The sequence below is a fragment of the Thermonema sp. genome (assembly GCF_026003375.1).
Lineage (GTDB): Bacteria > Bacteroidota > Bacteroidia > Cytophagales > Thermonemataceae > Thermonema > Thermonema rossianum.
Genome location: NZ_BPHD01000001.1, coordinates 994,491 through 1,020,694, shown reverse-complemented (window position 1 = coordinate 1,020,694; position 26,204 = coordinate 994,491). Strand labels below are relative to the sequence as shown.

Below are 26,204 nucleotides of genomic sequence, written 5' to 3'. Positions count from 1 at the left end.
ACCGAAAGGTAGCCTCTTTTTTTGTTTTTGTGGGTTTGTTTGTATACTTTTTTATTCGTCTTTCTATCGGCCACAACCAGACTTCCCATAGCCGTTTCGCTTGGGTAGAAAATATTGCAAGGACACTTGCTCAATAAAAAAGCCCGCTTCCTGCGGAGAGGCGGGCTTGCAAAGAGCGAAATGCTTTACCGGCTCAAGTACAGATTACGCTCTTCATAAAGGCGCTGAAACACTTCATCTTGCAGGTTTTCGATGAAGTAGATGGCTTCACCGGTCGATTTCATTTCCGGTCCCAGCTCTTTGTTTACATTGGGGAACTTATCGAATGAGAACACCGGCATTTTAATGGCGTAGCCCTTGCGTTTGGGGTTGAAAGTGAAGTCTTTGAGCTTATTGACGCCCAACATGATTTTTGTGGCATAGTTTACATAAGGCTCTTGGTAGGCTTTGCAAATGAAAGGCACCGTGCGCGAAGCCCGTGGGTTGGCTTCTATGACATACACTTTGTTGTCCTTAATGGCAAATTGTATGTTGATGAGTCCCACTGTATTGAGCGCCAAAGCTATCTTTTTGGTATAGAGCTCTATTTGTTCAATCACCAGTGGTCCCAAGGAGAAAGCCGGCAGCACGGCATTGGAGTCGCCCGAGTGGATGCCGGCGGGTTCTATATGTTCCATGATGCCGATAATATAAACATCTTCGCCGTCGCAAATGGCATCGGCTTCGGCTTCGATGGCACCTTCCAGGAAATGGTCGAGCAAGATGCGGTTGTCGGGGATTTGATTGAGAATATCGACCACATGCTGCTCAAGCTCTTCTTCGTTGATGACGATTTTCATGCTTTGCCCGCCCAACACATAAGAAGGACGCACCAGCAGTGGAAAATCCAGCTGTTTGGCCAGTTCGCTTGCTTGGTTGGCATCTTCCACCACACCAAACTTAGGATAGGGTATGTTGAGCGAACGCAGCAGCTCGGAAAATTTGCCACGGTCTTCTGCCAGGTCAAGCGCTTCATAAGAGGTGCCCAAGATGGGGATGCCGTATCGGTTGAGCTTTTCGGCTAATTTGAGTGCGGTCTGTCCGCCCAACTGTACAATGACGCCTTCCGGCTTTTCGTGCTGAATGATGTCGTAGATGTGTTCCCAGAAGACAGGTTCAAAGTAGAGCTTATCGGCTACGTCGAAGTCGGTAGAAACCGTTTCGGGGTTACAGTTAATCATGATGGTTTCGTAACCACACTCTTTGGCAGCAAGCACGCCATGCACGCAGCAATAGTCAAATTCAATGCCTTGACCAATGCGGTTGGGACCGGAGCCCAAGATGACCACCTTCTTTCGATTGCTTACCTTCGATTCATTCACCTCTTGGCGCAGCTCTTCGCTGCCTTCGGGCTGTGTGGCAAAAGTAGAGTAGTAGTAGGGGGTTTGGGCTTCGAATTCGGCGGCGCAGGTGTCCACCAGTTTGAATATGCGCTCGATGCCCAACTCTTTGCGCCGTTTATACACCTCGCTCTCGAGGCATCGCAGCAGGTGTGCTATTTGGCGGTCGGCGTAGCCGCGCTTTTTGGCTTCGAGCAGCAGCTCACGGGGCAGCGTTTGCAGATCGTATTTTTGTATTTCTTTCTCCAGCTGCACCAGCTCTTCTATCTGATGCAAGAACCAGGGGTCTATTTTGGTCAGTTTCTGTATGGTCTTGAAGGGGATGCCCATTTTAAAGGCATCGTAGATATGGAAAAGACGTTTGGAGTTGGGGTTGGCCAGGCTGTGGAGGATGGCTTGTTGGTCGGTGAGCTCTTTGCCGTCGGCGCCCAAGCCGTTGCGTTTGATTTCGAGCGATTGACAGGCTTTTTGCAGGGCTTCCTGAAAGTTGCGCCCAATGCCCATGGCTTCGCCCACCGATTTCATCTGCAAGCCGAGGCTGTCTTTGGAGCCGTGAAACTTCTCGAAGTTCCAGCGTGGTATCTTCACAATCACATAGTCGATGGCAGGCTCAAAGTAAGCGGAGGTGGTTTTGGTGATTTGGTTTTTCAGTTCGTCCAGGTTGTAACCTATGGCAAGTTTGGCAGCTATTTTGGCGATGGGATAGCCCGTGGCTTTACTTGCCAGTGCCGAAGAGCGCGACACACGCGGGTTCACTTCTATACATATAAGCTCATCGGTGGCAGGGTTCACGGCAAACTGTATGTTACAGCCGCCGGCAAAGTGACCGATGCCATTCATTACTTTGATGGCTTGGTCGCGCATTTCCTGATACACCTTATCGGAGAGTGTCATGGCGGGAGCTACGGTGATGGAGTCGCCCGTATGCACGCCCATGGGGTCGAAGTTCTCGATGGAGCAAATGATGATGACATTGCCGTTGTTGTCGCGCAGCAACTCCAACTCATACTCTTTCCATCCCAAGATGCTTTGCTCTATGAGTACTTCGTGTACGGGCGAAGCTTTCAAGCCGCGGGTTAGGGCTTCGTTGAATTCTTCGGGGGTGTTGACAAAACCGCCACCACTACCGCCCAAGGTATAAGAAGGGCGAATCACCAGGGGAAAGCCTATCTTTTGTGCGATTTCTTTTCCGCGCAGGAAAGAATCAGCCGTTTCGCCTTGGCACACATGCACGCCCAGTTCGAGCATGCGCTTGCGGAAGGCTTCACGGTTTTCGGTGGTCTCTATGGCGTCGGTGTTCACGCCTATCATTTCCACGCCATATTTTTCCCAAATGCCCAGTTTGTGGCATTTCATGGCTAAGTTGAGTGCCGTTTGACCGCCCATGGTAGGCAGTATGGCATCTATCTTGTGGCGTTCAAGAATATGAATGATAGAATCTTTTTCAAGAGGAAGAAGATACACATGGTCTGCCGTCACGGGGTCAGTCATGATGGTGGCAGGGTTGGAGTTGATGAGGATGACCTCAATCCCTTCTTCGCGCAGCGAGCGGGCGGCTTGTGAGCCCGAGTAGTCAAATTCGCAGGCTTGCCCAATGACAATGGGACCGGAGCCAATGATGAGGACGGATTTGATGTCGTTGCGTTTTGGCATTGTTTTGTGTTTATTTTTTGTTTGGGGTGAGTCGTTTGTTTGTCCTTAAAACCGTAGATATAAAAAAAATCCTTTCCCGAAGGAAAGGAATAAGTTATTGAGCATTGACCGTTTGCGGATGTTCTTTTTCTTTCAAAAGCCCTTTTCTTTTCAATAATATTTCCATGAGTTTCATGTCTTTTTCCGATTGGAAGACCGAAAAAGGGAACCACAGAAACTGTACTTTGCCCATTAGCAGCAGGTAACCGTCTTTCAATTTTTCGGCGCCTTTTATCATATCCCATTTCAGCATCATGCCTTCTTTTTGGGTCTTTTTGATAAGAATGTGTTGGGGGCTTATTTCGTAGCTCAGGCGCTCGAACATGGGTTTGTTTTGTTCCATGTAAGGGATGCCCGTGAACTGCGCATACCAGAACAGCCACCACAACAAAACCCCCAAGGGTGCCAAGAAATAGATCCACACGTTGGGATAAATTAGGTTGAGCAGCAGGTTCAGCACGATGATGCCGGCAAAGATGCTTGCCGGTAGCCACCATTGGCTGCGGATGATGCGCCGCATGCCCACGCGGCGAAACTCTTTAGGGTCTAATTGATGCTTTTTGGTTTTTACTATCATAAAGTGCTATTACTTTACTGCTTTTAAACTGATGTCTAAACTTTGATAGGAGTGCGTGAGGGCACCCACCGATATATAGTCCACACCACATTCGGCAACGCTGCGGATGGTCTGTTCATTGATATTGCCGGATGCTTCTACTTTCATGCGCCCGTTGATAAGCTTGACTGCTTCACGCATGTCTGCCGGGCTCATGTTGTCGAGCATGATGATGTCGGCAATGCCGGTTGCCAGTACCTCTTTCACTTCTTCGAGGTTGCGGGTTTCTATTTCTATTTGAATGGGCTTGCCCAGCTGTTTGCGGTAAGCATCGGCGGCAAGAAGAGCCTGCCGTATGCCCCCGGCATAGTCGATATGATTGTCTTTGAGCATCATCATGTCGTAAAGCCCCATGCGGTGGTTTTGCCCGCCGCCGATATACACTGCCCATTTTTCGAAGAGGCGGAAGTTGGGCGTTGTTTTGCGTGTGTCCAGCAGTTGGGCACTCGTGCCTTCTATCAAGGATACCAGATGGCGGGTTTTGGTGGCAATGCCGCTCATGCGTTGCATGCAGTTGAGCACCAGCCGCTCGGCTTGCAAGATGGAGCGCGCCGCACCACTCACCTTCATGACTATATCGCCGCTTTTTACTTGGTCGCCGTCTTGTGCGTGGGCTTCCACTTGCAGTTGAGGGTCGATACGGTGAAAAATCCAGCCGGCAAGTTCCACACCGGCAATGACACCGTCGGCTTTCATTACTAAAATAGCTTCCTTTTGGGCATTTGCCGGCACGGAAGCTAAGGTAGAATGGTCACCTTCGCCGATATCTTCCTGTATTGCCAGGTCTATGAGGCGAAGAATTGTTTTTTTTTGGATGTAACCGGGTCTGTTCACCGCTTTTTGATATCGTCAGAAATGATATTGGCTGCAAATATACAAACAGAATTTGATATTCGTGCCCTTTCATTTATAAAGAGACAGCAAAAGGCAGGCATATAACAAACAGCCGTGCGTCTAACGGCAGCGATGAAGCAGCTACCGCACGCACGGCTATGCGGGAACAAGGTGCAATTAACGGGAGGTGTCGGACGGCAATATTTCCACTTCTTCTTGCAGGAGGCGGTGGGTAGGGATGACGATGCGCTTGCCTTCTTGTGTGCGGATGACGACCGCCACATTTTTAATTTCTTCTATCTCGCCCTCTTGCGTGCCAATGCGTATGCGGTCACCCTCTTTGTAAAGACGGCGCCCATAGAAGCTTGCCAGTATGTTTGCCAACAGGTCGCGGGAGGCAAAGCCGTAGGAGATGGTGAAAGCCAGCAAAATGGCACCAATGATTAAAGTCAAATTGGTGTTGATGAGTTGGGTGTCCACACCTGCCTGTTGCAGTACGGTCAAGACCAAGAGCGCATAAAGGAAATAATACACGAAGCCGCTGACCAAGCGCCCCGCCCCGATACCCAAGCCGGCAGTGGTACCCCGCAGGAAATCACGGACTGCACGTATAATGTAGCTGCCCAAAATGAAGATGATTACCGCAGACAAAAACTTGGGCAAATAACCGATGAGGCGCGCCAACTCTTGACTGACGGCCTTCCACCCTATGATGTCGGTAGCGGCGATGGCAGTCAGCAAGATAACAATCCAATATACAATGCGGGAGGTGAGTTTGGCGGGGGAGCCCTGCCAGCCGGCAGCTTTCAAGAAGCGTTGTGCACCATCTTTGGCAAAAAGGGCATCGAACTTTACGGCATTCAGAAACTTATAAGTAACAAAAGCCAGCAGCTTGGCAATCAGCCAGCCAATTAGCAAGGTGAGCAGCGCGCCTATGACAAAAGGAATGGAGGCAGCAATTTGATGGAGTAAGCCCGAGAGGCTTTCCATGATGACTTGATTCCAGGAAACAATATATTCTTTCATGACTGAAACAGATTTTAATAATCAATGTATTAATGTTAATACAAAGACAGACATCATACTTCCCGGTCACTCTTCCGGCGCCGGATCATCTGTCAGCTCTTGGTCATACCAGTCACCGGGCATAATCCAGTCTTCTTCTTCTGTGAGTATGCTCAGGTGGGTTTTTACCATCTTTTCGGTGAATAGTGAGCCTATGTCTTCCATGAGGAGCATGAGGTGGTAGGTGTTGAGCACCTCTTGTTCCAGTTTTTCCGGTGGCTGCTCTTCGGAAAGGATATTTTGAAACAGCGCTTTAAGTTTTTTTTCTGCTTGCCTGTCCATCTTGAATAATTTTTGTTAAGCGGTTGCGTGCACGCATCAAGCGCATTTTGGCTGCGCTTTCATTTAGCCCCAGCAGTTCCTGTATGGCTTTGATACTAAGCCCTTCGTAATAACGCATGACTAAAATGAGGCGATCGGCGTCACCTAAATGCTGCAAAGCTGCTTCAATTTGAGCCAGATTGAACTCTGTGTTTTGATACTCTTCGCTTTCTTCCATGTCTGTGACATTGGGCAATTGATTCTCCAGCTTTTGCCAGTCTTCTTCCAGCTGCAGGCGTTTTCGTGCCTTGAGGTAGTCTATGCAAGCATGATAGGCAATGCGGCTAAGCCATGCTTTAAAATGACTGCTTTTGCGCAGTTTTTTTAAGTGAAGAAAGGCTTTTACAAAAGCATCGTGGGTGAGGTCTTGGGCGGCGTCTTTATCCCAAATAATAGCCAAGCACTTCCGGTAAACCGCCTTGCTGTGCCGCCGGTACAGCTCTGACAAAATGCGTTGCTCACCGGTCCGGCGAAAGCGGTCTATCAGTGCCTCGTCGCTCAGTTCGTTTAAAGGTGTTGCCATATAGAAGTTACGTGTTGGCAAAAGATAATAAACTTGCATGAAATGCAAATGCAAAAGAGCAGTAAAACGGGATTGCAAAAATGTTTTTGGAAACGGAATCGAGGGGGGCTTGCTTTGTGGAAAGCTGCAAAGCTGTCTATCGCAAACTTAGAGGCGTGGAAGCAGATAACATGCCGCCGGGCGTGTGCTATTTTCTATGTGTGTACTTCAAAAAAGCCCCCTGCCCAAGCTTTGCCATTTGGACAGGGGGAGCCAAGAAAACGGTTGAGCACAAGAAGCACATTTATGAACGCAAGCCGGTAGCCCCTACCAGTGAAACAACGAAGCCTACAAGCAGACGGAAGCCCGTTTCTTGCCACAAAATAATGCCTGTGGTCAGCAGCTGTACCTGTTTCTTGAGCTTTGCAAAGTCGCTTGGCTTTTCCAAGCGGCTGATCCATTCTTCTTTCTCGGCTTCCAGCGTTGCCAGCCGCATTTGTTTGACAGTATCCAGTAAGCCGGGCGAAAGCTCCAGCGTCACATATAGCAAGAGCCCTTGCATAATTACCAGACTACTGTAGGTGAGCGTGAGCATTACCAAACCCTCTGAGAAAGACAGCTGCCCACCGGCAACCCGTAGCTTATAATAAACGGTGGTGCCGACGCTGATACCAATAAACAAGAGAACATCCATGGCTTTGGGGGTGCTGTCTATGGGGTTGTCGTAAATAAGCACAAGTAAAATCCAGAACAGGGTATATACACCACAGCCCAAGAGTATGCCGTACTTCAATGTTCGGAAGAAAGGATGTTTCATAGGAACCATTCTGTTTTTTGGTTGTTGACTACGCCCAGTACTTTGCCTTTCAGGCGCTGACCCAGTAAAGGGTGAGCAGGGGAGAGGGAACGGCTTTTTTCAAAGGTCCATTCTATGCTATCGTCAAATATAGTAAGATTGGCTGCTTGGTCCACCTCAAAAGGAGGTAAAGGCACACCTGCTATCTTGCGGGGAGCCACGCTCAGTTTTTCAACAACCAATTCTGTGGGTAGCTTGCTTGCCATGGTGCTCATGGCAAAGACGGTCTCTATACTACTCATGCCAAAAGCAGCCAAGTCAAGCTCCAGCTGTTTGGCTTCTATTTCATGTGGTTGGTGGTCCGACACGATAGCATCGAGGGTGCCGTCGCGAAGCCCTTGCCACAGGGCGGCACGGTCCTCGGCAGTGCGCAAAGGCGGATTCAGCTTGAAAACACTATCAAAGCCCTTGAGTGCCGTTTCATCAAAAAGCAGGTAGGGAGCTGCCACATCGGCGGTTACTGCCAAGCCGCGGGCTTTGGCTTGCCGTATCAGCTCTACCGAGCGGGCAGAGGAAATGCAGGAGAAATGGATGCGTCCGCCGGCGTATTCGAGCAATGCCAAATCGCGCTGAATCATCAGGTGCTCTGCCAGTGCAGGCATCCCTTTTAAGCCCAATTGAACGGCCGTAATGCCTTCGTTCATGACGCCGAAGCGCGTAATATGGGTGTCTTCGGGGCGTTGTATGAGTAGCCCGTTGAAAGGTTGCAAATAAAGAAGTGTCTTGAGCACCAGGTCGCTGTCTTGTATGGGGTGCAAGCCGTCGGAAAAGGCAAGAGCACCATGCCGGTGCAGGTCTATCATCTCGCTGAACTCTTTGCCTTCTGCTTTCTTGGTGACGGCGGCAATGGGGTGTAGCTGTACCAATTCGCGGGCATTGTCGCTTTGCAGATAACGCAAGGTGTCTTTGTCGTCCACAACAGGCTGCGTATTGGGCAGGAGTGCCACTTCGGTAAAGCCGCCTGCTGCCGCCGCACGCCGCCCGCTTTGCAGTGTTTCTTTTTGTTCAAAGCCGGGGTCAGGAAAGCAGGCGCGCAAATCGAACCATCCCCATGACACTTTGAGCGCCGGCGATTCAACATACAGGGCGCCGGATACTTGCAAGGGCGTATCTGAAATATTGACCAGTATGCCGGAACGCAAATGCAGGTGCTTTTTTTGCAGGTGCAGAGGGTGGCCCGGCAGCAAAAGCTGCGCATTGACTAATATGACGTCTTCCATGGGTTGCTTCGTTTGGCTGCAAATCTAATGATTAAATGCAGCATCCTAAAACCGTCTTTACGCTTCGGTTTGTTGTTTTAAAAACAGATCTACCAACATGTGGGCTGCATGCTGCGGCAAGAGCCGGTTATGCAGGACGGCTTCTTCGAGTGCGGACAACTTGTTTTTTACGGCTTCGTGCCGGTAGAAAGCTTCCAGCAGGTGCTCTTGTAAGGCAAAACGGAGCCACTCAAGGCGTTGGTTTTGACGGTTCTTTTCCCAGTAACCATTTTGCCGGGTTTGCTCACGAAAGCGCAGCAGTGTGTGCCAAATCTCTGCCATGCCTTGGTTGTAGAGTGCCGAGCAGGTGAGTACCGGCGGAAACCATCCGTTTTCAGGCGCGCGAAACAGGTGCAAGGCATTCTCATACGCACGCTTGGCTTGTTCGGCAGCTCTTTGGTTGTCGCCATCGGCTTTGTTAATCACCAGGGCGTCGGCCATTTCCATAATGCCCTTTTTGATGCCTTGCAGCTCATCGCCGGCGCCGGCAAGCATGAGTAGCAAAAAGAAATCGACCATGCTTTTGACCAATACTTCGGACTGCCCCACGCCCACCGTTTCTATGATGACCACATCGAAGCCTGCCGCTTCGCACAACAACATGGCTTCGCGCGTGGCATGTGCCACGCCGCCCAGCGAGCGCCCCGATGCCGAAGGGCGTATAAAGGCTTCTGCTTGCATGGAAAGCCGTTCCATACGGGTTTTGTCGCCCAGTATGCTGCCTTTGGTTTTCGGGCTGCTGGGGTCTATGGCCAATACGGCGGGGCGATGCCCTTGTTCAATCAAGTAAAGTCCGAAGGCTTCTATAAAAGTGCTTTTGCCCACACCGGGCACGCCCGTGATGCCGATGCGGTAACTCTTGCCCGTGTGAGGCAGCAGGCGTTCCAGCAGCTGCATGGCCAACAGGCGATCTGCCGGACGCCGGCTTTCTACCAAAGTAATGGCTTTGCTGAGTATGATGCGGTTGCCGCTAAGAACGCCTTCGGTATATTCTTCTATGCTTAGTCTGCGTTTCATGAAATTTATGGGCTTAAACTACAATACCAAATCCGCTTTTTCCGAAAGATTCTGCTAAATTTAATATCTTTCTCAGATGTAGCCATAAACTTAACAGAGCCATGCGTAAATTCAAATTTTTGCTGCGAGATACCTTCTTGATAGCCATTTTAACCGCTTTGGTGATTATTGGCATCATGCATATCCCCTTTGACTTCGATGCTTTTAACCCTATTGAGCAAACACTCAACGACTTCGATATTACCGATATTTACTACTCCCGCATCCGGGGCGTTGATATTGAAGCAGACACCAACATTGTATTGGTCAATATTGGTAACTTACCAAGAGAAGGCATTGCCGAACAGCTGCATATCATACGGCAATTTTCGCCGGCCGTAGTGGGCATCGATGCTTTCTTCTCGCATCTGAGGGGCGAACCCGGCGACACACTGCTTGCCGAAGCATTGGCACAAACGCCCCATGCGGTGTTGGTAACCAAAGTAGATTACACGCCCGAAACCATGCTAAAAGAATGGAAGCCCGGCGAGCTCGTGCCCTTCGATACCTTGATTACTTCTCATCCGTTTTTTGCACGGCATGCCTTGGGTGGCTTTGCCAATTTGATTACGCCTGCTACGCGTGAAAATGCGTTGATATCGGACCTGGCCGGCGGCTTGGAGACCTGTCGTTCTTTTTCGCCCAAAGAGACCACCAAAGACGGCAAACAACATATTGCCTTTGCCGTGAAGATGGCTGAAATCTTGGCGCCTGAAAAAGCCAAACGCTTCCTTGAACGGAACAAAGAGGTAGAATACATTCATTTCAGGGGCAACTTTCAAAAATTCACGGTAGTAGATTGGCCCCAACTCTTCGAAATGTACGATGCCGCCATGCAGGGCGATGAGGGCGCACAAGCCGCACTACAAAACATTTTCCGCAACAAGGCAGTACTGCTGGGCTTTATGGGCAATACCTTAAACGAAGTGTCGCCCTTGGATAAGTTTTATACGCCTATGAATCCCAATTATGTAGGCCGGGCAGAGCGGGATATGTACGGTGTGGTGGTGCATGCTAACATACTTTCCATGATTCTGCACGAAGAATATGTGGATGAAATGCCCACATGGCTGAACCTGACAATCGGCAGCTTGGTGCTGCTGTTTTCTATTATGGTGTTTTCAGTGCTCTACCATAAAGCTGACTTCTGGTATGACGGATTGAGCTTGCTTATACAAGCTATTTTGGTGCTTTTTCTTTTGTATATGATCATTATCGTATTCGATAAGTTTTCGATGAAGGTAGATTGGGGCTTGGCTTTCTTGGGCGTGATTTTATCGGCAAACCTGGTAGAAATATATTATGGTGTTGTGGCCAAAGTGGCAGAGCGCTTCAATAAGCGCAAACAGATGAAGGGGCAGGTCGTGGATGTTGATTCTTCCGGCAGTGATTGAGCTTTGCCTATTTTAGGCACGAATTTTGAAAGATAATTTAAATACGGAAAATGCTAACTTTTCCATGTTTAATAGTATAAATTATTGAAAATCAGTGTGTAAAATTTTGAAAGCCATGAAACCAATCAAGTATCTTATTGCAAGTGTCCTCTTCTTTTTGGGGGTGTGTGTGGTACAAGCCCAAGGTTATGAGTTTAAAGTAGTAGCATCACACGGGCAAGTGCACAAGGAAAGTTCGAACAGCCGCCTGTGGGCAGGCTCGCAGCTGTCAAGCAGAGACAAGGTGGTAGTAGGTAGTGCCAGCTATTTGGGCTTGGTGCATAAATCCGGTAAAACCATTGAAATCAAGTCGCCCGGCACTTATTCCATTGCCGAACTTAGCGCTAAGGTGAGCAATGGCAGGAGCAGTACCACCAGCAAATATGTGAACTATGTAGTAGGCGAAATGGCAAAAGCTGAAAAGCAGGACATCAATACCAACCACCGCCGCTATATGGCAATTACCGGGTCGGTACAGCGCGCTTTGCTGGGTAAAGTAGCTGCCCTGCTTCCCGAAGAGGTGGTACTCTACGAGCCCAAGCTCTATTTAGAACTTTTTGCCACCAATCCGGATACCAAGTACAAAGGTTACAAGGTAGAAATTAAAACTCTTTTTGACGCAGAAGCAGAAGGGGGAAATGCGCTCAAAACATTTGTGATAGAAGGCGATAAAGGCGAAATCGACCTTTCTTTCTTGCAAGATGCCGGCTTGCGTGAAAAGCTGGGATTGTATGAAGACGAGCCCTTCATGATGGTGATTACGCCCATAGAAGATAATAATGAAGAAGCAAATGTGAATATGGGGGGCGCTTCCATGTATTCGCTTCGTTTGTTAGCTCCCGGTGACGGGAAATATCAAGAGATAAGCCAAGAGTTGGGCGATGAACCGGCCGAAACCGCCATCGACTATATACTGAAGGCGGCTTACTTTGAAGAAAAAGGCTTGTTTGCCGATGCGCTGCGTTGCTATAACAAAGCCATTGAGCTGGCGCCCGAAGTGGAAGCTTTCCAAGCAGCCAAGATGGACTTTGTAGAGCGCCATCAAAAAGCCATTATGAGAGAAAGCGCACAAAAGTAAAGGACAGCCCTGCTTAAAAAGGCAGATTAGATTTCTTGCCAAAATCATATAGATGCCGGCTGTCATCTCGAATGAGCGAGCTGTAAGCTTGCCATTTCGAACGGAGCGCAGCGCAGTGAGAAATCGCATCGAGCCAAGCACGTTTGTTTTGTCATGTCGAGCGGAACGAAGTGAAGCGAGACATCTCAACAAGCCAAGCCTTTAGTCCCCAAAGAGATTTTTCGCTAACGCTCGAAAGGACGAGAGGGGTACTTGAAGTGACAAAGAGGAAAATGCTCGAAACGACAAAGAAGGGAAGCAGGAAAGACAGAACGCTACTTCATACAACATGAAAAAGGGATGCTATCAAGCATCCCTTTTTGCTATTATACTTCGATAGAAGTGCCTGTCAGTACGCTCTTTCCAGCTTGCCTTCCATGTAGTTGACCAGTGCCCGGTTGGCTACCATATTGCCGCCCGGGGTGGGGTAGTTACCGGTGAAGTACCAGTCGCCTTGATGGTTGGGGCAGGCTTTGTGCAGCCCTTCCACGCTTTGATACACCACTGACAGCCGGGCTTTCATGGATGCCGGCCGTACAATTTCGGCTATCTTCTCTGAAATTTCTTCATCACTAAACGGCTCGTAAAGACGTTTTACGTAGTTCTCATGTACGCCGCCTTGGGCAATGGCTTCTTTGCACTGCCGGTAAACTTCTTCGAGAAGGTCCTCCATATTGCGCTCATGTAACAAAGCCCACACGGCACGGAAAGCCACAAATTCACCAAAGCGGGACATATCGATGCCATAGCAGTCGGGGAAACGTATTTGTGGTGCCGATGAAACGATAATGATGTGTTTGGGGACGTGCTTATCGAGCATGCGCAACAGGCTTTGTTCCAAGGTGGTGCCACGCACTATGGAGTCGTCCATAACCACGAGGGTATCCACGCCCGGGCGAACAATACCGAAAGTGGTGTCGTAAGCACTGCTTACAAATTCGTTACGGCTATGGTCATCCACAATGAAAGTGCGCAATTTGGCGTCTTTTATCACCAGTTTTTCTACACGGGCATACTGCGACTCCAGCTTTTGAAGACGCTCCATATCCTGCTGTTTGACGGCTTCGATGCGCTCTTGTGACAAACGGCGCTCAATGCCTTCTATCATGCCCAAAAATGCGCTTTCGGCACTGTTGGGCACATAGGAAAAGATGGTATCTTCCAAGTTGTAGTTTATTTTTTCCAGTATTTTAGGCACCAGCTGCATGCCCAATTGTTTGCGTTCGCGGTAGATGTCGGGGTCGTTGCCGCGTGAGAAATAAATACGTTCGAAGCTGCAGGCGGTCAAGGCTTGTGGCTCAATAAATGGCTTTTGTTCAAAGCGCCCATCTTTTGTGATGATAAGGGCATGAGCCGGCTTGATTTCTTCTATTTCGTCATAGCCGATACCGAAGGCTTGTTGAATGGCCGGGCGTTCCGAAGCAACCGCTATTACTTCATCGTTGGCATAAAAATAGGCGGGGCGTATGCCGTTGGGGTCGCGGGCTATGAAAGAGGCACCGTAGCCCGTAATGCCTGCAATGGCATAGCCGCCGTCGAAGTCTTTGCAAGCACGCTGCAGTACGCGTTGCAGGTCAATGTTTTCCTCTATGATATGACTCATTTCTTGCTTGCTGTACTGCCCCTTGTACAGCCGGTAAATGCGTTCGTTTTCTTCGTCGAGGAAGTGCCCTATTTTTTCGAGCACCGTGACCGTATCTATTTTTTCTTTGGGGTGCTGCCCCAGTGAAATTAGTTTATTGAACAACTCCTCCACATTGGTCATGTTGAAGTTGCCGGCAAGAATCAGGTTGCGGCTGCGCCAGTTGTTTTGCCGCAATTGGGGGTGGCAGTTTTCCAGCGCATTGACACCATGCGTGCCATAGCGCAGGTGGCCGAGCAGTATTTCACCGGTAAAAGGAACGTATTGCTTGAGCCATTGGGCATTGAGTGCGTAATCTTCGTAGCCTTCCAGCGCTTTTTTAATACGCTTATGTATTTTCTTGAATATTTTCTCCGTGGGGTTCGGGTCTATGGAGCGGTACCGGCTAATATATCGATAACCGGGGGGTACATCGAGTTTCACCACAGCCACACCGGCGCCGTCTTGCCCACGGTTGCGCTGCTTCTCCATCATCCAATAAAGCTTGTTCAAGCCATAAAGGGGGGTGCCATACTTCTCGATGTAGTACTCGTAAGGCTTTCTGAGGCGAACAAATGCAATTCCACACATAGGAATAAAAGGTCTTATGAGGTTTGGTTTATAATAAAAACAAAAGAGCGCAACAAGGCGCTCCTTTATGATGAAATTAGTTGCCTAATTCCGAAATGAACTTGATACGCATGAGTCGCAACTCTTCTTCGGTGTATTCATCTTCAAATTCGGCCAGGGCATCTTCAAAGGCTTCGTCTATGTTGTCGGTTTCGCTGCTGCGGAAGAAATCGTAAATCTCTTCCTGACGCTCGGGTTCCAGCAGCTGGTTGATGTAGTAGTCGAGATTGAGCCGCACGCCGGAGTAGCAAATGCTTTCTATTTCGTCGAGCAGTTCGCTGAACTCCATATCCAGATTGTCGGCTATCTCTTCAAGGTCCATCTTGCGGTCTATCTGTTGTATGATATAAATTTTTGTTTTAGAGCGCGAAGGGGTGGATTTGACAACAACCTCGCTGGCCGTTTCTATGTCGTGCTCTTCTACGTAGTTGCGTATGGCTTCGAGGAAGGGGCGCCCAAACTTCACTACCTTACCGCGTCCTACGCCGTTGATTTGCTCGAGCTCTTGTTCGGTCGTAGGGTAGGTGGTAGCCATTTCTTCCAGCGAAATGTCTTGAAAGATTACATAAGGTGGCAAGCCTTTTTCTTTGGCTATGCGCTTGCGCAGGTTGCGCAGGAGGTCATAAAGCACTTCGTCGTAGGCTTTGGCTTGGGTAGCCACGCTGTTTTCTTGCTTTTCAAGCTCCTCGAGCGTTGCTTTAGAATAATCGTGGTCTTCGTGCAGGGTCACCATGTAGGGGTGCGCTATGAACTTCTTGCCTTTTTCCGTGAGTTTATAGATGACCTGTTGTTCTACTTCTTTTGACAAGAAGCCCATGATAAGAATTTGACGATACAAAGAGCGCCAGAACTTGGCATCGCGCTTTTTGCCTTTACCATACACCGGCAGTTTGTTGTGTTCGTAGCTTTTGATGTAGTCGTTGGATTCGCCCATGAGCACATCGATGAGGTGGTCCACACCAAAGCGCTCGCCGGTTGCTTCTACTGCCTCCAATGCCCACTGAATCTCTTTATCTACTTTGAATTGTGGAGTAGGATTGGTGCAGTTGTCACACATTTCGCAATTCTCCTCTTCGTAGTACTCGCCGAAATAATGAAGCAACTGCCGGCGGCGGCAAACGCCCGATTCGGCATAATCGGCCATTTCGGAAAGCAGGTATTTGGCATTGTCGCGTTCAGTGACGGGCTTGTCTTTATTGAACTTGTCGAGCTTCTGAATATCGTCATAGCTATAAAGCAACAGGCAGTGCCCTTCCAAGCCGTCCCGCCCGGCGCGCCCGGTTTCTTGATAGTAGCCTTCCAGAGACTTGGGTGCATCGTAATGAACGACAAAGCGCACGTCGGGTTTATCGATGCCCATGCCAAAGGCAATGGTGGCTACGATGACATCTACCTCTTCATTGAGGAAGGCGTCTTGGTTGCGCATGCGCACTTCGGAGTCGAGGCCGGCATGGTAAGGCAGCGCTTTAATGTCGTTGACGTTGAGCAGCTCGGCTATTTCTTCTACGGTTTTGCGGCTCAGGCAATACACAATGCCGGATTTGCCTTTGTGTTTTTTGATGAAGCGAATCAGTTGCTTTTCGCTTTCTATTTTGGGGCGTACTTCGTAATAAAGGTTGGGGCGGTTGAATGATGACTTAAATACGGTGGCATCTTCAATGCCCAGGTTTTTGATAATGTCTTGCTGTACTTTAGGGGTAGCGGTGGCAGTCAGTGCAATAATGGGCAGTTCGCCAATTTGGTCTATCACGCTTCTTATCTTGCGGTATTCGGGGCGGAAATCATGCCCCCATTCTGAGATACAGTGCGCTTCATCTACTGCAATAAAGGATATTTTGGCTTGCTTGAAAAGCTCCAGGTTTTCTTCCTTACCTAAGGACTCAGGCGCTACGTACAACAGCTTGGTAGTGCCGGCCAATACGCTTTCTCTTACTTGTTGTACTTCCGATTTGGAAAGGGTTGAGTTTAAGAAATGAGCTTCTACGCCTACCGCATTGAGCTGGTCCACTTGGTTTTTCATGAGTGCAATGAGCGGTGAAATAACCAGGGCCGTGCCTTCCATGATAACCGCAGGCAGCTGATAACAGAGCGATTTACCGGCACCTGTGGGCATAATTACGAAAGTATGCTTGCCTGCCAGGAGGTTTTCGATGATTTGCTCTTGGTTGCCGCGGAATTGATTATAACCAAAAATTTCCTTGAGTTTGCTTTTCAGCTGAGTGTTTTTCTGTCCTACCGACATAGTCCCATCTATCCGTTTAATAAGTCCTTATTACAAAGATAAACAAAAAGAAGAGAAGCAGTTGACTGCTTCTCTCTTAGGAATCACGAAACTATAAAAATTTAAAAAAACAGCTTTGTAAGATGTAATTTTTTGCTTAAAAGTAGCTTTGTATGCTGCACTTATACACCAATAAGCATACGTGCGGGGTCTTCAAGCAACTCTTTTACTCTATACAAGAAGCTTACCGATTCGCGGCCGTCGATGATACGGTGGTCATAAGACAGAGCCACGTACATAACCGGTGCTATTTTGACTTCGCCGTTTACTGCAATAGGACGTTCTACGATATTGTGCATTCCCAAAATGGCCGACTGTGGTGCATTGATGATGGGTGTGGACAGCATAGAGCCAAACACGCCGCCATTGGTGATGGTAAAGGTGCCCCCTTGCATTTCTTCTATGCTCAATTTGCCTTCGCGGGCTTTTGTTGCCAAACGTATGATTTCTTTTTCAATTTCATCAAAAGTCATTTGTTCGGCATTCCGTATGACAGGCACCACCAAGCCACGGTCGGTAGAAACGGCAATGGAAATGTCGCAATAGTCGTGATATACGATTTCGTCGCCGTCGATGCGGGCATTCACGGCGGGCCACTCTTGAAGAGCAATGCAGCAAGCCTTGGTAAAGAAGGACATGAAGCCCAAGCCTACGCCGTACTTTTCTTTAAACTTGTCTTTGTATTGCTTGCGCAAGTCCATGATAGGCTGCATGTTCACCTCATTGAAGGTGGTGAGCATGGCTGTTTCGTTTTTCACAGCCACCAAGCGGCGGGCAATGGTTTTGCGCAGCGAAGACATGCGCTGGCGGCGTTCGTTGCGGCTGCCGGCTGCCGGCTTGGCAGGAGCTTCCTCTTGTGCTTTGTTGGCGGCAGTGGGTTTGCTTTCTGCCTTTTTCTCTGCCTTAAGCGCGTCTTCTTTGGTGATGCGTCCGCCCGGTCCGCTACCTTTCACCTGATCGTAGGGGATTCCTTTTTCATCCAATATCTTTTTGGCTGCGGGCGAGGGGTGGCCCTTAGCATAATCGTTGCCTTGTCCGGCGGTCTCTTGTGCCGGTGCTGAAGTCTTTTCCTCGCTTTGCGGGGCGCCCTCCATCACCTCTATTTTGCAAATCAGGTCGCCTACCTTCAAGGTGTCACCTGCCTTAGCCACATGGCGCAGGATACCGGTAGCTTCGGCCGGCAGTTCGAAAGTGGCTTTGTCGGACTCTATTTCAGCAATAATTTCATCAGTTTGCACAAAGGCGCCGTCTTCTTTGAGCCAGCTGCCCAGTACCACTTCGTTGATGGATTCGCCCAGGGGTTGTACTTTCATTTCCACTACTTGCCCGGTGGGTTTGGGGGCATCGGTTGCGCTTTCTTTGGCTGCGCTTTCTTGCTTGGCATCACCGGCGGGTTTGTTGCCGCTGCCGGCGGCTTGGGGGTCTATTTTACAAATCACGCCGCCGATGGGTACCGTTTCGCCTTCTTGAGCTACGATATGCAGGATGCCGGAGGCTTCTGCCACTACTTCAAAAGACGCTTTATCTGATTCAAGCTCGCAAATGAGCTCGTCGGCTTCTACGTAGTCGCCATCTTTTTTATGCCATTGTCCGATGGTTACTTCTGTGATGGACTCACCAAGAGTGGGGACTTTTTGCTCAATCATGCTCATGGTTTTCTGTTGTTTTTATTGTGTATATGCTGTTTGACAGTTGAATAGAAGACTGCCTGTGTTTGATGGCACAGGCAGCCGGATATGCTACTTCACGGGGGCAAAAGCCTTTTCTACAATTTCTTGTTGTTCTTTCACGTGCACTTTGTAGTAGCCGGTTGCCGGTGAGGCGCTGGCTTTACGGCTGATGCCTTCCACGGGTTTGTAGTTGGTAACAATGTAGGTGTAGGCGCCCATGTTGCGGGGTTCTTCTTGCACCCAGCGCAAATGCGCTTTGGGATACTTGGCAAGCACGGTCTCCAGCTGTTTGTGCGGGAAGGGGTAGAGCTGCTCCAGTCGCACAATGGCTACGTCTTTACGCTCGTGTTCCTGCTGATAGGCTTGCAAGTCGAGGGCTACCTTGCCGCTACACAACAATACGGTTGTTACCTTTTTGGGATCGGCATAGGGGTCATCAAGTACTTCAAGGAAGCGGCCGTTTACAAAGTCTTCCACCGGTGAGGCTACCTCTTGACGACGCAAGAGTGATTTGGGTGTCATGATAATCAATGGCTTGCGGAATTCCCAAGCCAGCTGACGGCGCAACACATGGAAGAAATTGGCTGCTTTGGTAATGTTGCATACCACCATATTCAGCTCGGCACAGAGCTGCAAGAAACGCTCGAGACGGGCAGAAGAGTGTTCCGGTCCTTGCCCTTCGTAACCATGAGGCAGCAGCATCACCAGTCCGTTCATTTGCTGCCATTTGCTTTCGGTGGCAGATATGAACTGGTCTATCATCACTTGGGCGCCGTTGGCAAAGTCGCCAAATTGGGCTTCCCAAAGCACCAAAGCATTGGGGTTGGCCATGGAATAGCCAAACTCAAAGCCCAGTACGCCGTATTCCGACAACAAGGAGTTGTAAATACGCAGCTGCTGCTTTTGGTCAGGTACAATATGGTTGAGACTGAAGTAAGGTTCGTTGGTTTGTGAATCGTAGAGAACGGCATGACGGTGCGAGAAGGTGCCGCGCCGTACGTCTTGCCCGGTAAGGCGCACAATCTTTTCTTCCAACAGAATAGAACCATAGGCCAACAGTTCGGCAGAAGCCCAATCAAGCACTTTGTCTTGGAAGAACATGCGCTCGCGCTCGGCAAGCAGTTTTTTGATTTGCTTTAAAGGTTTAAATCCTTCGGGCACCGTGCAAAGTGCTTTGCCTACCTTTTCGATGACTTCGGGCGATACGCCGGTTTCGGGCGACTGCTCAAAGTCTTTTTCGGTGGCTTTGCGCAGCTTCATCCAGTCTTTTTCAAGCTGGAGGTAGGTGTAAGGCAACGGCTTTTGTTTTACTTCGTTGAAGCGGTCGTCGAGCAGCTGCCTGAACTCTTTTTCCATTTGTTCGGCCAACTGCGCATCCAGCTCGCCACGTTGCCGCAGCTTTTCTATATACACTTCCCGTGGGTTGGGGTGTTTGGCAATGAGGTTGTAGAGCTTGGGTTGGGTAAATTTCGGCTCGTCGGTTTCGTTGTGCCCATGGCGGCGGTAGCACACCATATCGATGAAGATATCGCGGTGGAACTTCTGACGGAATTCGGCCGCAATTTGGGCACAGAATACCACGGCTTCGGGGTCGTCGCCGTTGACGTGCAACACAGGGGCGTCGATTACCTTGGCTACGTCGGTACAGTAAATACTTGAGCGGGCATCGTCGAAGTCGGTGGTGAAGCCCACTTGGTTGTTGATGACAAAGTGGATGGTGCCGCCGGTGGTAAAGCCTTCAAGTTGCGACATTTGAGCCACTTCGTAAACAATGCCTTGCCCGGCAATGGCTGCATCGCCATGAATGAGGATAGGCACTACATATTTCTTATCGAAAAACTCTTCGTCGATTTGTGCGCGTGTGTAGCCTTCCACCACGGGGTCCACGGCTTCGAGGTGCGAAGGGTTGGGTGCCAAGCGCAGGTTTACTTCCTTGCCGGCGGGCGTTTTGATTTGGCTGGCAAAGCCCATGTGGTATTTTACGTCGCCGTCGCCCATGGTAGAGTCAGGGATAACCGCGCCTTCGAACTCGCTGAATATTTGCTCATAGGTCTTGCCCATGATGTTGGCAAGCACGTTGAGGCGCCCACGGTGTGCCATGCCAATGATGATTTCCTTGGCTTCTAAGTCAGCCAGGCGGTTAATGATGGCATCGAGTGCGGGAATGGTGGTTTCGCCCCCTTCCAGCGAGAAGCGTTTTTGTCCGAGGTATTTTGTATGCAAAAAGTTTTCGAATACGACGGCTTCATTCAGCTTTTGAAGAATGCGCTTCTTGTATTCGATATCGGGGTTGAAGTGAATGGACTCGTATTCGACTTTTTCCTTGAACCACTGCAGGATTTCCGGCTCCCTGATGTACATATATTCGAAGCCGATGCTTGAAGTGTAGATTTTCTGCAGGGCGGCAATGATATCGCGCAGTTTGGCGCGCCCGATGCCTAACTCAGCGCCAATATTGAACTCTTTGTCGAGGTCTTCTTCGGTCAGGTTAAAATACTCAAGCTCCAGGATGGCGCGGCGGTCTTTGCGCTCCCGGACCGGGTTGGTTTTGGCTTTCAGGTGCCCACGGCTCCGGTAGGCATGAATCAGCTGATATACATTGAGTTCTTTGCTGCTCAGCACGCTTTCGGTGTCGGTGCTTGCCATGCCGTTGCTGTGATACTGCAGGGCAAACTCGAAACCTTCGAAAAAGCGCTGCCAGCTTGTGTCAACAGATTGCGGGTCTTGTTTGTATGACTGATACAAAGACTCGATGTAGTTGCCGTGTGCATTGGCTACATAAGAAAAAGTCTCCATGGGGTTCTCTAATCAGGTTTGGTTTACTAAATACAAAGGTAAGGCTTTGTGTTTAATATGAAAAATCCTTATTCGTTTTAGCAAATATTGTTGATAGCGAGAGTGTTGTGCTTAGGTGGACAACCTTTAAAAAAGGATCTTCTGAAAAAACAAGAAGCCCCCCTGCAGTGTTGCAAGAGAGCTTTTGTATGGTGACTATGTGTTTGTTTTGCTTAGGCGTTGACTTTGTTGCGCATCAGAATGCCTACTTTCTCGATGAGGTCAGCAATGCGGTTGGAGTAACCGAACTCATTATCATACCAACCTACAACCTTTACCAGGCGTCCGTTTACGCTGGTCAAATCGGCATCGAAGATGCAGGAGTGCGGGTTGCCTACAATGTCAATAGACACGATGGGGTCTTCGGTATATGCCAAGATGCCTTTCAGTGCACCTTCGGCTGCCTCTTTCATCGCTTTATTGATGCTTTCTTTGTCGGCATCTTTTTTCAATACTACGGTCAGGTCGGTTACCGAGCCATCAGGAATGGGCACCCGCATGGCGATGCCATCCAGCTTGCCTTTCAGCTGAGGCAATACCAAGCCTACGGCTTTGGCGGCACCGGTGCTGGTAGGTACTATAGAGTAAGCAGCAGCACGTGCACGGCGCAGGTCTTTGTGCGGCGCATCTTGCAGGCGCTGGTCGGCAGTATAGGCGTGTACGGTGGTCATGTAACCACTTTCGATGCCGAACACTTCGTCGAGTACCTTGGCCATGGGTGCCAGGCAGTTGGTGGTGCAAGATGCATTGGATACGATGAGTTCATCGCCGGTCAGGATATCGTCATTTACGCCCAGCACGACAGTAGGCACTTTGTCGGGCGACTTGGTGGGGGCTGAAAGAATCACGCGCTTGGCACCGGCAGCAATGTGACCATGTGCGCTGTCGTAATCCAAGAAGCGGCCGGTAGATTCCAGCACTACGTCTATGCCCAGCTCGCCCCAAGGCAGCTTGGCAGGTTCTTTTTCAGCATATACTTTAATGAGGGTGCCGTTTACAACGATTCCTTCGGCATGGGCTTCTACTGTGCCGGGAAACTGGCCATGCACAGAGTCATATTTGAGCAGATGCGCCAATGTTGCGCTGTCTGTTAGGTCGTTGATGGCTACAACCTCTACGTTCTCTTTTTGCAGCATGGCACGGAACGACAGACGCCCGATGCGCCCAAAACCGTTGATGGCTACTTTTAGTTTTGTTGACATGGCAACGCTTAGGTTTGGTAAGTGAAACTTATGGTGTTGTACCTTTGGTACGGTGCTGCAATATTACAAAATATATATCGATATATGAAGCCCGGCACTTTGCCGGCAGCAGCAAAAAATGAATGAAAAAAATAAAAATAGAAATAAAAAAAGCGCATTTTTTGTTATACTTAAAATCATCCTTGTATTTTTGCCAATTAGAAGTTGCTTGTCTTAATAAATCCCTTTATTATGAAAGATATTGTAAAGCTTTATGAAATCGTAGAGAAGAAAACCTTGCAGAATCTGCCGGTATTGAACTTTGAAAAACAAAATAAAGAAGAAGAACTGCTTTTGCACATAAAACAAGGAATGTTTCGCACCGATGACGAAGCAGCAGCCGGCATGTATGGCACCGACGGAAAAGATGTGCGCTATAAATCCTTGAAGTACAGGCTCAAGCAAAAGCTTCTGAATCACCTGTACTTTGTTGATTTAGAAAGGATAGGCGTAAAGCCCCGCTGGAAAAACGAGCTTTCTCTTTGGGAAACGCTTTTAAAGGCGCGTGTGCTTATGGAAGAGGGCTATGCCAAAATGGGGGAAAAGATGTTGCGCAAAGCGCTGCAGCAGGCAGAAGAGCATGCATTTACGGATATTGCCTATTTGGTTGCCAACTTTTTGATAGACTATTACATTCAAGAGCATAACTTCCCGGCTTATCGCCAGATGCAAGCTTTGATTGAGCGTTTGAGAGAGCAGCGAAACATAGAAGAAGAAGCCAAGGATGCCTATCGCTTGGCTATGGCTACTTTGGGAAAATCTTATTTTTCCCGCACTCGCTTTATGGACGAAGCCCGGGGGATAGCCGCTTCTTTGCGCAGCATATGGAAACAAACCGGCAATTACAACGTATTTGAGCTTTACTACAACCTTCAGGTAGCCATTTTCCGCTACAAGGGCGAGTATGAAGCGCTGTCCGCTTTCTTGAAAGAGGTGGATGCCATACAAGGTGAGCATATTCTCTTTTCTTCCCGTTTCGACCTGTGGTATCATCGCACATTGGAGATAGAAGCATGCTTGCACACCTTCCAAATTGAGGAAGGTTTGAACCTGGCGAAGCGTTATGCGCCCTTATTCCCGGCGGCTTCCGAAAGCTGGTTCGATTTTCATGCGGTATATGTGCGCTTGGCTTGCTTTGCAGGAGATTATGAGTTGGCCGAAAAACTGATTTATGCCAGTTTCAATAATGAATACAGGCATCAGTTGCCCGACGAAACCAAACGTTTATGGGGGCTTTTGGCCGCTTACTTGGCATACATTACCAACGACAAACGACTCTGCCACCTGTTCGATGAAGAAATGTATTACCGGCAATTACCGCCCTATGACCGCCATCAGCTGAGCTTTCATATACCGCTTTTAATTTTGCAGATAGCCTATGCGGTTCGCATGCAAAACCATGAAGCAGTGCATGAGCGGGTAGCTATGTTGCAGAAATATACCAATCAGAATTTGCGCGCCAACATATCGCCGCGCACACGCCTTTTCTTCCGTGCACTTAAAATCATGCTTGAGAATGACTTCAAACAGAAAAGCAGTCGTAACAAAGGAAGATACACGCAAAAGCAGTTGTCGGAGTGGAAGGGCGAGCCGGGCGAAGATTATTTTGGCGAATGGGAAATTATTCCTTACCAGACGCTTTGGGAAAGTATGACCATGGACCTGGTGCGCGAGCCATTGGGGAAAAGAGGTAGACCCAAAAAAGCAAAATAATAACTTTTTGTTGAAGGCCACTTTCCTGTATTTTGCCTATCTTCCACGCCTGAATGCTTGCAAGCCACTGCGGGATCCATAATAGCTTTATTTGATGATTTGAAATAAATTCTGAAATTTACGCTACATACCTGTTAAATATTTTGTTTATTCTATGAATAGAGATGCTAATCTTTTGCTTTCGGTCAAGAACCTTACCATCGAGTTTGTTTCCGATAAAGGCAACTTCTTGGCTGTTGACAATATATCTTTTGACCTGTACAAAGGCAATACCTTGAGCATTGTGGGGGAGTCCGGCTCGGGTAAGTCAGTAACCTCGCTGGCTATCATGGGGCTGTTGGCGTCGAATGCCAAAGTAAGTGGCGAAATATGGTTCAACTCGAACTCTTTGGGTTGGGTCAATCTGCTGGAGCTAAGTCCCAAGCAGATGCGCGGCATCCGGGGAGGCGAAATAGCCATGGTATTTCAGGAGCCTATGACTTCGCTTAATCCCGTGATGACCTGTGGCGAGCAAGTGATGGAAGCCATCCGTTTGCATCGTCCCGAGCTGAGCAAAGAAGAGGCGCGGCAACTGGTGTTTCGCAAGTTTAGGGATGTGCACCTCGACAGCCGGGATGAGGGCGATTCCGAAGAGAGTGCCATGGCCCAGCTCGAAAAAATATACCACTCGTTTCCGCATCAACTGTCCGGTGGGCAAAAACAAAGAGTGATGATTGCCATGGCTTTGGCTTGCGACCCGGAACTCATCATTGCCGATGAACCTACCACCGCCTTGGATGTGAGCACACAAAGAGCCATTCTTGATATTTTTCAGGCGCTGACCTGCCGCGATGATATATCGGTGCTTTTTATCAGCCATGACTTAGGCGTGGTTGCCGAAGTGTCTGACCATGTAATGGTGATGTACCGGGGCAAGCAGCGGGAGTTTGAAGAAGTGCTCACCATTTTCGATAACCCTAAAGACCCCTATACGCGCGGGCTCTTCTCTTGCCGTCCACGCGTGGACCTGAGCTTTTTGGATACTTCTATTACGCGCCTTTCGCGCTTGCCCACCATTTCGGATTTTATAGAAGTGGACGCAGAAGGAAACGTAAAGTCCAAAAAGGTTGACAACATAGGCATAGGCGAGACCATCTTCTCTATGATAGACATTGAAGAAGCACCGCCCCAAGGCAAGCAAGCCGAGGCGCCCATGCCCATACTTAAGGTGGAGGGGTTGAGCAAGTCGTTTTGGGTGAAAAAGCAGGGGCAGCGCCGCAAAGAGCGCTTCGTGGCGGTGGACGACGTGAGCTTCGAAGTATTCAAAGGCGAGACCGTGGGTTTGGTCGGCGAGTCGGGTTCCGGCAAGTCTACCTTGGGGCGCCTGATTCTGCGCCTGCTGGAGGCAGACAGCGGCCGTGTGTCCTTTGGCGTGCGCAGCGATGACGGGCAGGTGCAGTATCACGATATATTTTCCATGAGCGAGCGTGCCATACGCCCCTTGCGCCGTTACATGCAAATTGTTTTTCAAGATCCTTTTGCCTCTCTCAACCCGCGCATGAGCATTGGCGAAATACTGACCGAGCCCATGCGTTTGTTTAAACTGTACGGCAGCGCGAAGGAACAAAAAGAGCGTGCCTTCCGCCTGTTGGAAGATGTAGGTTTGGAGCCCAAGCATGTGTTCCACCGCTATCCGCATGAGTTTTCCGGCGGGCAACGTCAACGTATTTGTATTGCCCGGGCGTTGGCTTCCGACCCGCAGTTTATTATCTTTGATGAATCGGTATCGGCTTTGGATGTGTCGGTGCAAGCCGAAGTGCTGAATCTGATTAATGAGTTGAAAGAACAATATCAGTTCTCTTCCATCTTTATTTCGCACGACCTGGCTGTGATTCGTTTCATTGCCGATCGTGTCATGGTGATGAAAGATGGCAGGATTGTTGAGCAAGGAGATAACCATCAGATTTTTGAGAACCCGTCGCACCCTTACACCCAATCCCTTTTAGATGCCATTCCCAAAGGCGATATCATAGCCATCAGGAAAAACATTGAAGAACGGGCAGCCATTCGCAACAGCCGCGTGCATGCTTCATGAGACAATAAT

Annotated in this window: 18 protein-coding genes; 4 read left to right on the top strand and 14 right to left on the bottom strand. The window is 49.1% G+C overall.

Annotated elements, in window-relative coordinates:
• Positions 1-185: 185 nt before the first annotated feature.
• The 9 genes from carB to meaB all read right to left on the bottom strand — a co-directional run bounded on the left by carB (position 186) and on the right by meaB (position 9,541).
• Positions 186-3,032, bottom strand: coding sequence for a carbamoyl-phosphate synthase large subunit (gene carB, locus QVE43_RS04290; protein WP_288004557.1), 2,847 nt, complete (start codon positions 3,030-3,032; stop codon positions 186-188).
• 94 nt (positions 3,033-3,126) lie between these two features.
• Positions 3,127-3,648, bottom strand: a complete 522-nt coding sequence (locus QVE43_RS04285) for a YcxB family protein (RefSeq protein ID WP_288004555.1) — start codon at positions 3,646-3,648, stop codon at positions 3,127-3,129.
• Positions 3,649-3,657: 9 nt separating this feature from the next.
• On the bottom strand, positions 3,658-4,521 hold the full coding sequence (gene nadC / locus QVE43_RS04280) for a carboxylating nicotinate-nucleotide diphosphorylase (RefSeq protein WP_288004553.1): 864 nt from the start codon (positions 4,519-4,521) through the stop codon (positions 3,658-3,660).
• A 177-nt stretch (positions 4,522-4,698) separates the two neighbouring features.
• Complete coding sequence (locus tag QVE43_RS04275) at positions 4,699-5,547, bottom strand: mechanosensitive ion channel domain-containing protein (protein WP_288004551.1); 849 nt, start codon at positions 5,545-5,547, stop codon at positions 4,699-4,701.
• A gap of 66 nt (positions 5,548-5,613) precedes the next feature.
• Entirely contained in the window at positions 5,614-5,868 is a 255-nt protein-coding gene (locus QVE43_RS04270) for a hypothetical protein (protein WP_288004549.1), read from the bottom strand.
• Positions 5,840-6,430: an RNA polymerase sigma factor gene (locus QVE43_RS04265; protein WP_288004547.1), complete on the bottom strand. Its 591-nt coding sequence runs from the start codon at positions 6,428-6,430 to the stop codon at positions 5,840-5,842. Before QVE43_RS04265 ends, QVE43_RS04270 begins: the two co-directional genes overlap by 29 nt.
• Positions 6,431-6,713: 283 nt before the next feature.
• Positions 6,714-7,226, bottom strand: a complete 513-nt coding sequence (locus QVE43_RS04260; protein WP_288004545.1) for a DUF4199 domain-containing protein — start codon at positions 7,224-7,226, stop codon at positions 6,714-6,716.
• The gene (locus QVE43_RS04255) at positions 7,223-8,485 is read right to left on the bottom strand and encodes a dihydroorotase family protein (protein ID WP_288004543.1); all 1,263 of its coding nucleotides are present in this window, start codon (positions 8,483-8,485) and stop codon (positions 7,223-7,225) included. Before QVE43_RS04255 ends, QVE43_RS04260 begins: the two co-directional genes overlap by 4 nt.
• 57 nt (positions 8,486-8,542) lie before the next feature.
• On the bottom strand, positions 8,543-9,541 hold the full coding sequence (meaB, locus tag QVE43_RS04250; protein WP_288004541.1) for a methylmalonyl Co-A mutase-associated GTPase MeaB: 999 nt from the start codon (positions 9,539-9,541) through the stop codon (positions 8,543-8,545).
• 101 nt (positions 9,542-9,642) lie between these two features.
• On the opposite strand from meaB, the gene QVE43_RS04245 reads away from it, so the two are divergent.
• Both QVE43_RS04245 and QVE43_RS04240 read left to right on the top strand, forming a co-directional pair.
• On the top strand, positions 9,643-10,974 hold the full coding sequence (locus tag QVE43_RS04245; protein ID WP_288004539.1) for a CHASE2 domain-containing protein: 1,332 nt from the start codon (positions 9,643-9,645) through the stop codon (positions 10,972-10,974).
• A gap of 115 nt (positions 10,975-11,089) precedes the next feature.
• Positions 11,090-12,091 (top strand): tetratricopeptide repeat protein, encoded by a 1,002-nt coding sequence (locus tag QVE43_RS04240; protein ID WP_288004537.1) that lies wholly within the window; start codon positions 11,090-11,092, stop codon positions 12,089-12,091.
• A 388-nt stretch (positions 12,092-12,479) separates the two neighbouring features.
• Here the strand turns inward: QVE43_RS04240 and QVE43_RS04235 are convergent, their stop codons facing one another.
• From QVE43_RS04235 to gap, 5 genes are all read right to left on the bottom strand, one after another.
• Positions 12,480-14,342, bottom strand: a complete 1,863-nt coding sequence (locus QVE43_RS04235) for an amidophosphoribosyltransferase (RefSeq protein ID WP_288004535.1) — start codon at positions 14,340-14,342, stop codon at positions 12,480-12,482.
• 76 nt (positions 14,343-14,418) lie between these two features.
• Positions 14,419-16,623: a DNA helicase RecQ gene (gene recQ, locus QVE43_RS04230; RefSeq protein WP_288004533.1), complete on the bottom strand. Its 2,205-nt coding sequence runs from the start codon at positions 16,621-16,623 to the stop codon at positions 14,419-14,421.
• A gap of 161 nt (positions 16,624-16,784) precedes the next feature.
• Complete coding sequence (odhB, locus tag QVE43_RS04225) at positions 16,785-18,314, bottom strand: 2-oxoglutarate dehydrogenase complex dihydrolipoyllysine-residue succinyltransferase (RefSeq protein ID WP_288004531.1); 1,530 nt, start codon at positions 18,312-18,314, stop codon at positions 16,785-16,787.
• Positions 18,315-18,401: 87 nt separating this feature from the next.
• Positions 18,402-21,128, bottom strand: coding sequence for a 2-oxoglutarate dehydrogenase E1 component (locus QVE43_RS04220; protein ID WP_288004529.1), 2,727 nt, complete (start codon positions 21,126-21,128; stop codon positions 18,402-18,404).
• 212 nt (positions 21,129-21,340) lie between these two features.
• Positions 21,341-22,369 (bottom strand): type I glyceraldehyde-3-phosphate dehydrogenase, encoded by a 1,029-nt coding sequence (gene gap, locus QVE43_RS04215; RefSeq protein WP_288004527.1) that lies wholly within the window; start codon positions 22,367-22,369, stop codon positions 21,341-21,343.
• Positions 22,370-22,600: 231 nt separating this feature from the next.
• On the opposite strand from gap, the gene QVE43_RS04210 reads away from it, so the two are divergent.
• Positions 22,601-24,121 carry a hypothetical protein gene (locus tag QVE43_RS04210; protein ID WP_288004525.1) on the top strand — a complete coding sequence of 507 codons (1,521 nt, stop codon included), beginning with the start codon at positions 22,601-22,603 and terminating at the stop codon, positions 24,119-24,121.
• A gap of 154 nt (positions 24,122-24,275) precedes the next feature.
• Entirely contained in the window at positions 24,276-26,195 is a 1,920-nt protein-coding gene (locus QVE43_RS04205; RefSeq protein WP_288004523.1) for an ABC transporter ATP-binding protein, read from the top strand.
• Positions 26,196-26,204 lie beyond the last annotated feature (9 nt).

What these genes read in the sequence shown, in the direction of transcription:
- QVE43_RS04265 (WP_288004547.1), bottom strand. Translation starts at nt 6,430, where the DNA reads ATGGCAACACCTTTAAACGAACTGAGCGACGAGGCACTGATAGACCGC.
- recQ (WP_288004533.1), bottom strand. Translation starts at nt 16,623, where the DNA reads ATGTCGGTAGGACAGAAAAACACTCAGCTGAAAAGCAAACTCAAGGAA.
- QVE43_RS04210 (WP_288004525.1), top strand. Translation starts at nt 22,601, where the DNA reads ATGAAAGATATTGTAAAGCTTTATGAAATCGTAGAGAAGAAAACCTTG.
- QVE43_RS04240 (WP_288004537.1), top strand. Translation starts at nt 11,090, where the DNA reads ATGAAACCAATCAAGTATCTTATTGCAAGTGTCCTCTTCTTTTTGGGG.
- QVE43_RS04255 (WP_288004543.1), bottom strand. Translation starts at nt 8,485, where the DNA reads ATGGAAGACGTCATATTAGTCAATGCGCAGCTTTTGCTGCCGGGCCAC.
- QVE43_RS04235 (WP_288004535.1), bottom strand. Translation starts at nt 14,342, where the DNA reads ATGTGTGGAATTGCATTTGTTCGCCTCAGAAAGCCTTACGAGTACTAC.
- carB (WP_288004557.1), bottom strand. Translation starts at nt 3,032, where the DNA reads ATGCCAAAACGCAACGACATCAAATCCGTCCTCATCATTGGCTCCGGT.
- QVE43_RS04220 (WP_288004529.1), bottom strand. Translation starts at nt 21,128, where the DNA reads ATGGAGACTTTTTCTTATGTAGCCAATGCACACGGCAACTACATCGAG.
- QVE43_RS04260 (WP_288004545.1), bottom strand. Translation starts at nt 7,226, where the DNA reads ATGAAACATCCTTTCTTCCGAACATTGAAGTACGGCATACTCTTGGGC.
- QVE43_RS04270 (WP_288004549.1), bottom strand. Translation starts at nt 5,868, where the DNA reads ATGGACAGGCAAGCAGAAAAAAAACTTAAAGCGCTGTTTCAAAATATC.
- gap (WP_288004527.1), bottom strand. Translation starts at nt 22,369, where the DNA reads ATGTCAACAAAACTAAAAGTAGCCATCAACGGTTTTGGGCGCATCGGG.
- QVE43_RS04205 (WP_288004523.1), top strand. Translation starts at nt 24,276, where the DNA reads ATGAATAGAGATGCTAATCTTTTGCTTTCGGTCAAGAACCTTACCATC.
- QVE43_RS04275 (WP_288004551.1), bottom strand. Translation starts at nt 5,547, where the DNA reads ATGAAAGAATATATTGTTTCCTGGAATCAAGTCATCATGGAAAGCCTC.
- QVE43_RS04285 (WP_288004555.1), bottom strand. Translation starts at nt 3,648, where the DNA reads ATGATAGTAAAAACCAAAAAGCATCAATTAGACCCTAAAGAGTTTCGC.
- QVE43_RS04245 (WP_288004539.1), top strand. Translation starts at nt 9,643, where the DNA reads ATGCGTAAATTCAAATTTTTGCTGCGAGATACCTTCTTGATAGCCATT.
- meaB (WP_288004541.1), bottom strand. Translation starts at nt 9,541, where the DNA reads ATGAAACGCAGACTAAGCATAGAAGAATATACCGAAGGCGTTCTTAGC.
- odhB (WP_288004531.1), bottom strand. Translation starts at nt 18,314, where the DNA reads ATGAGCATGATTGAGCAAAAAGTCCCCACTCTTGGTGAGTCCATCACA.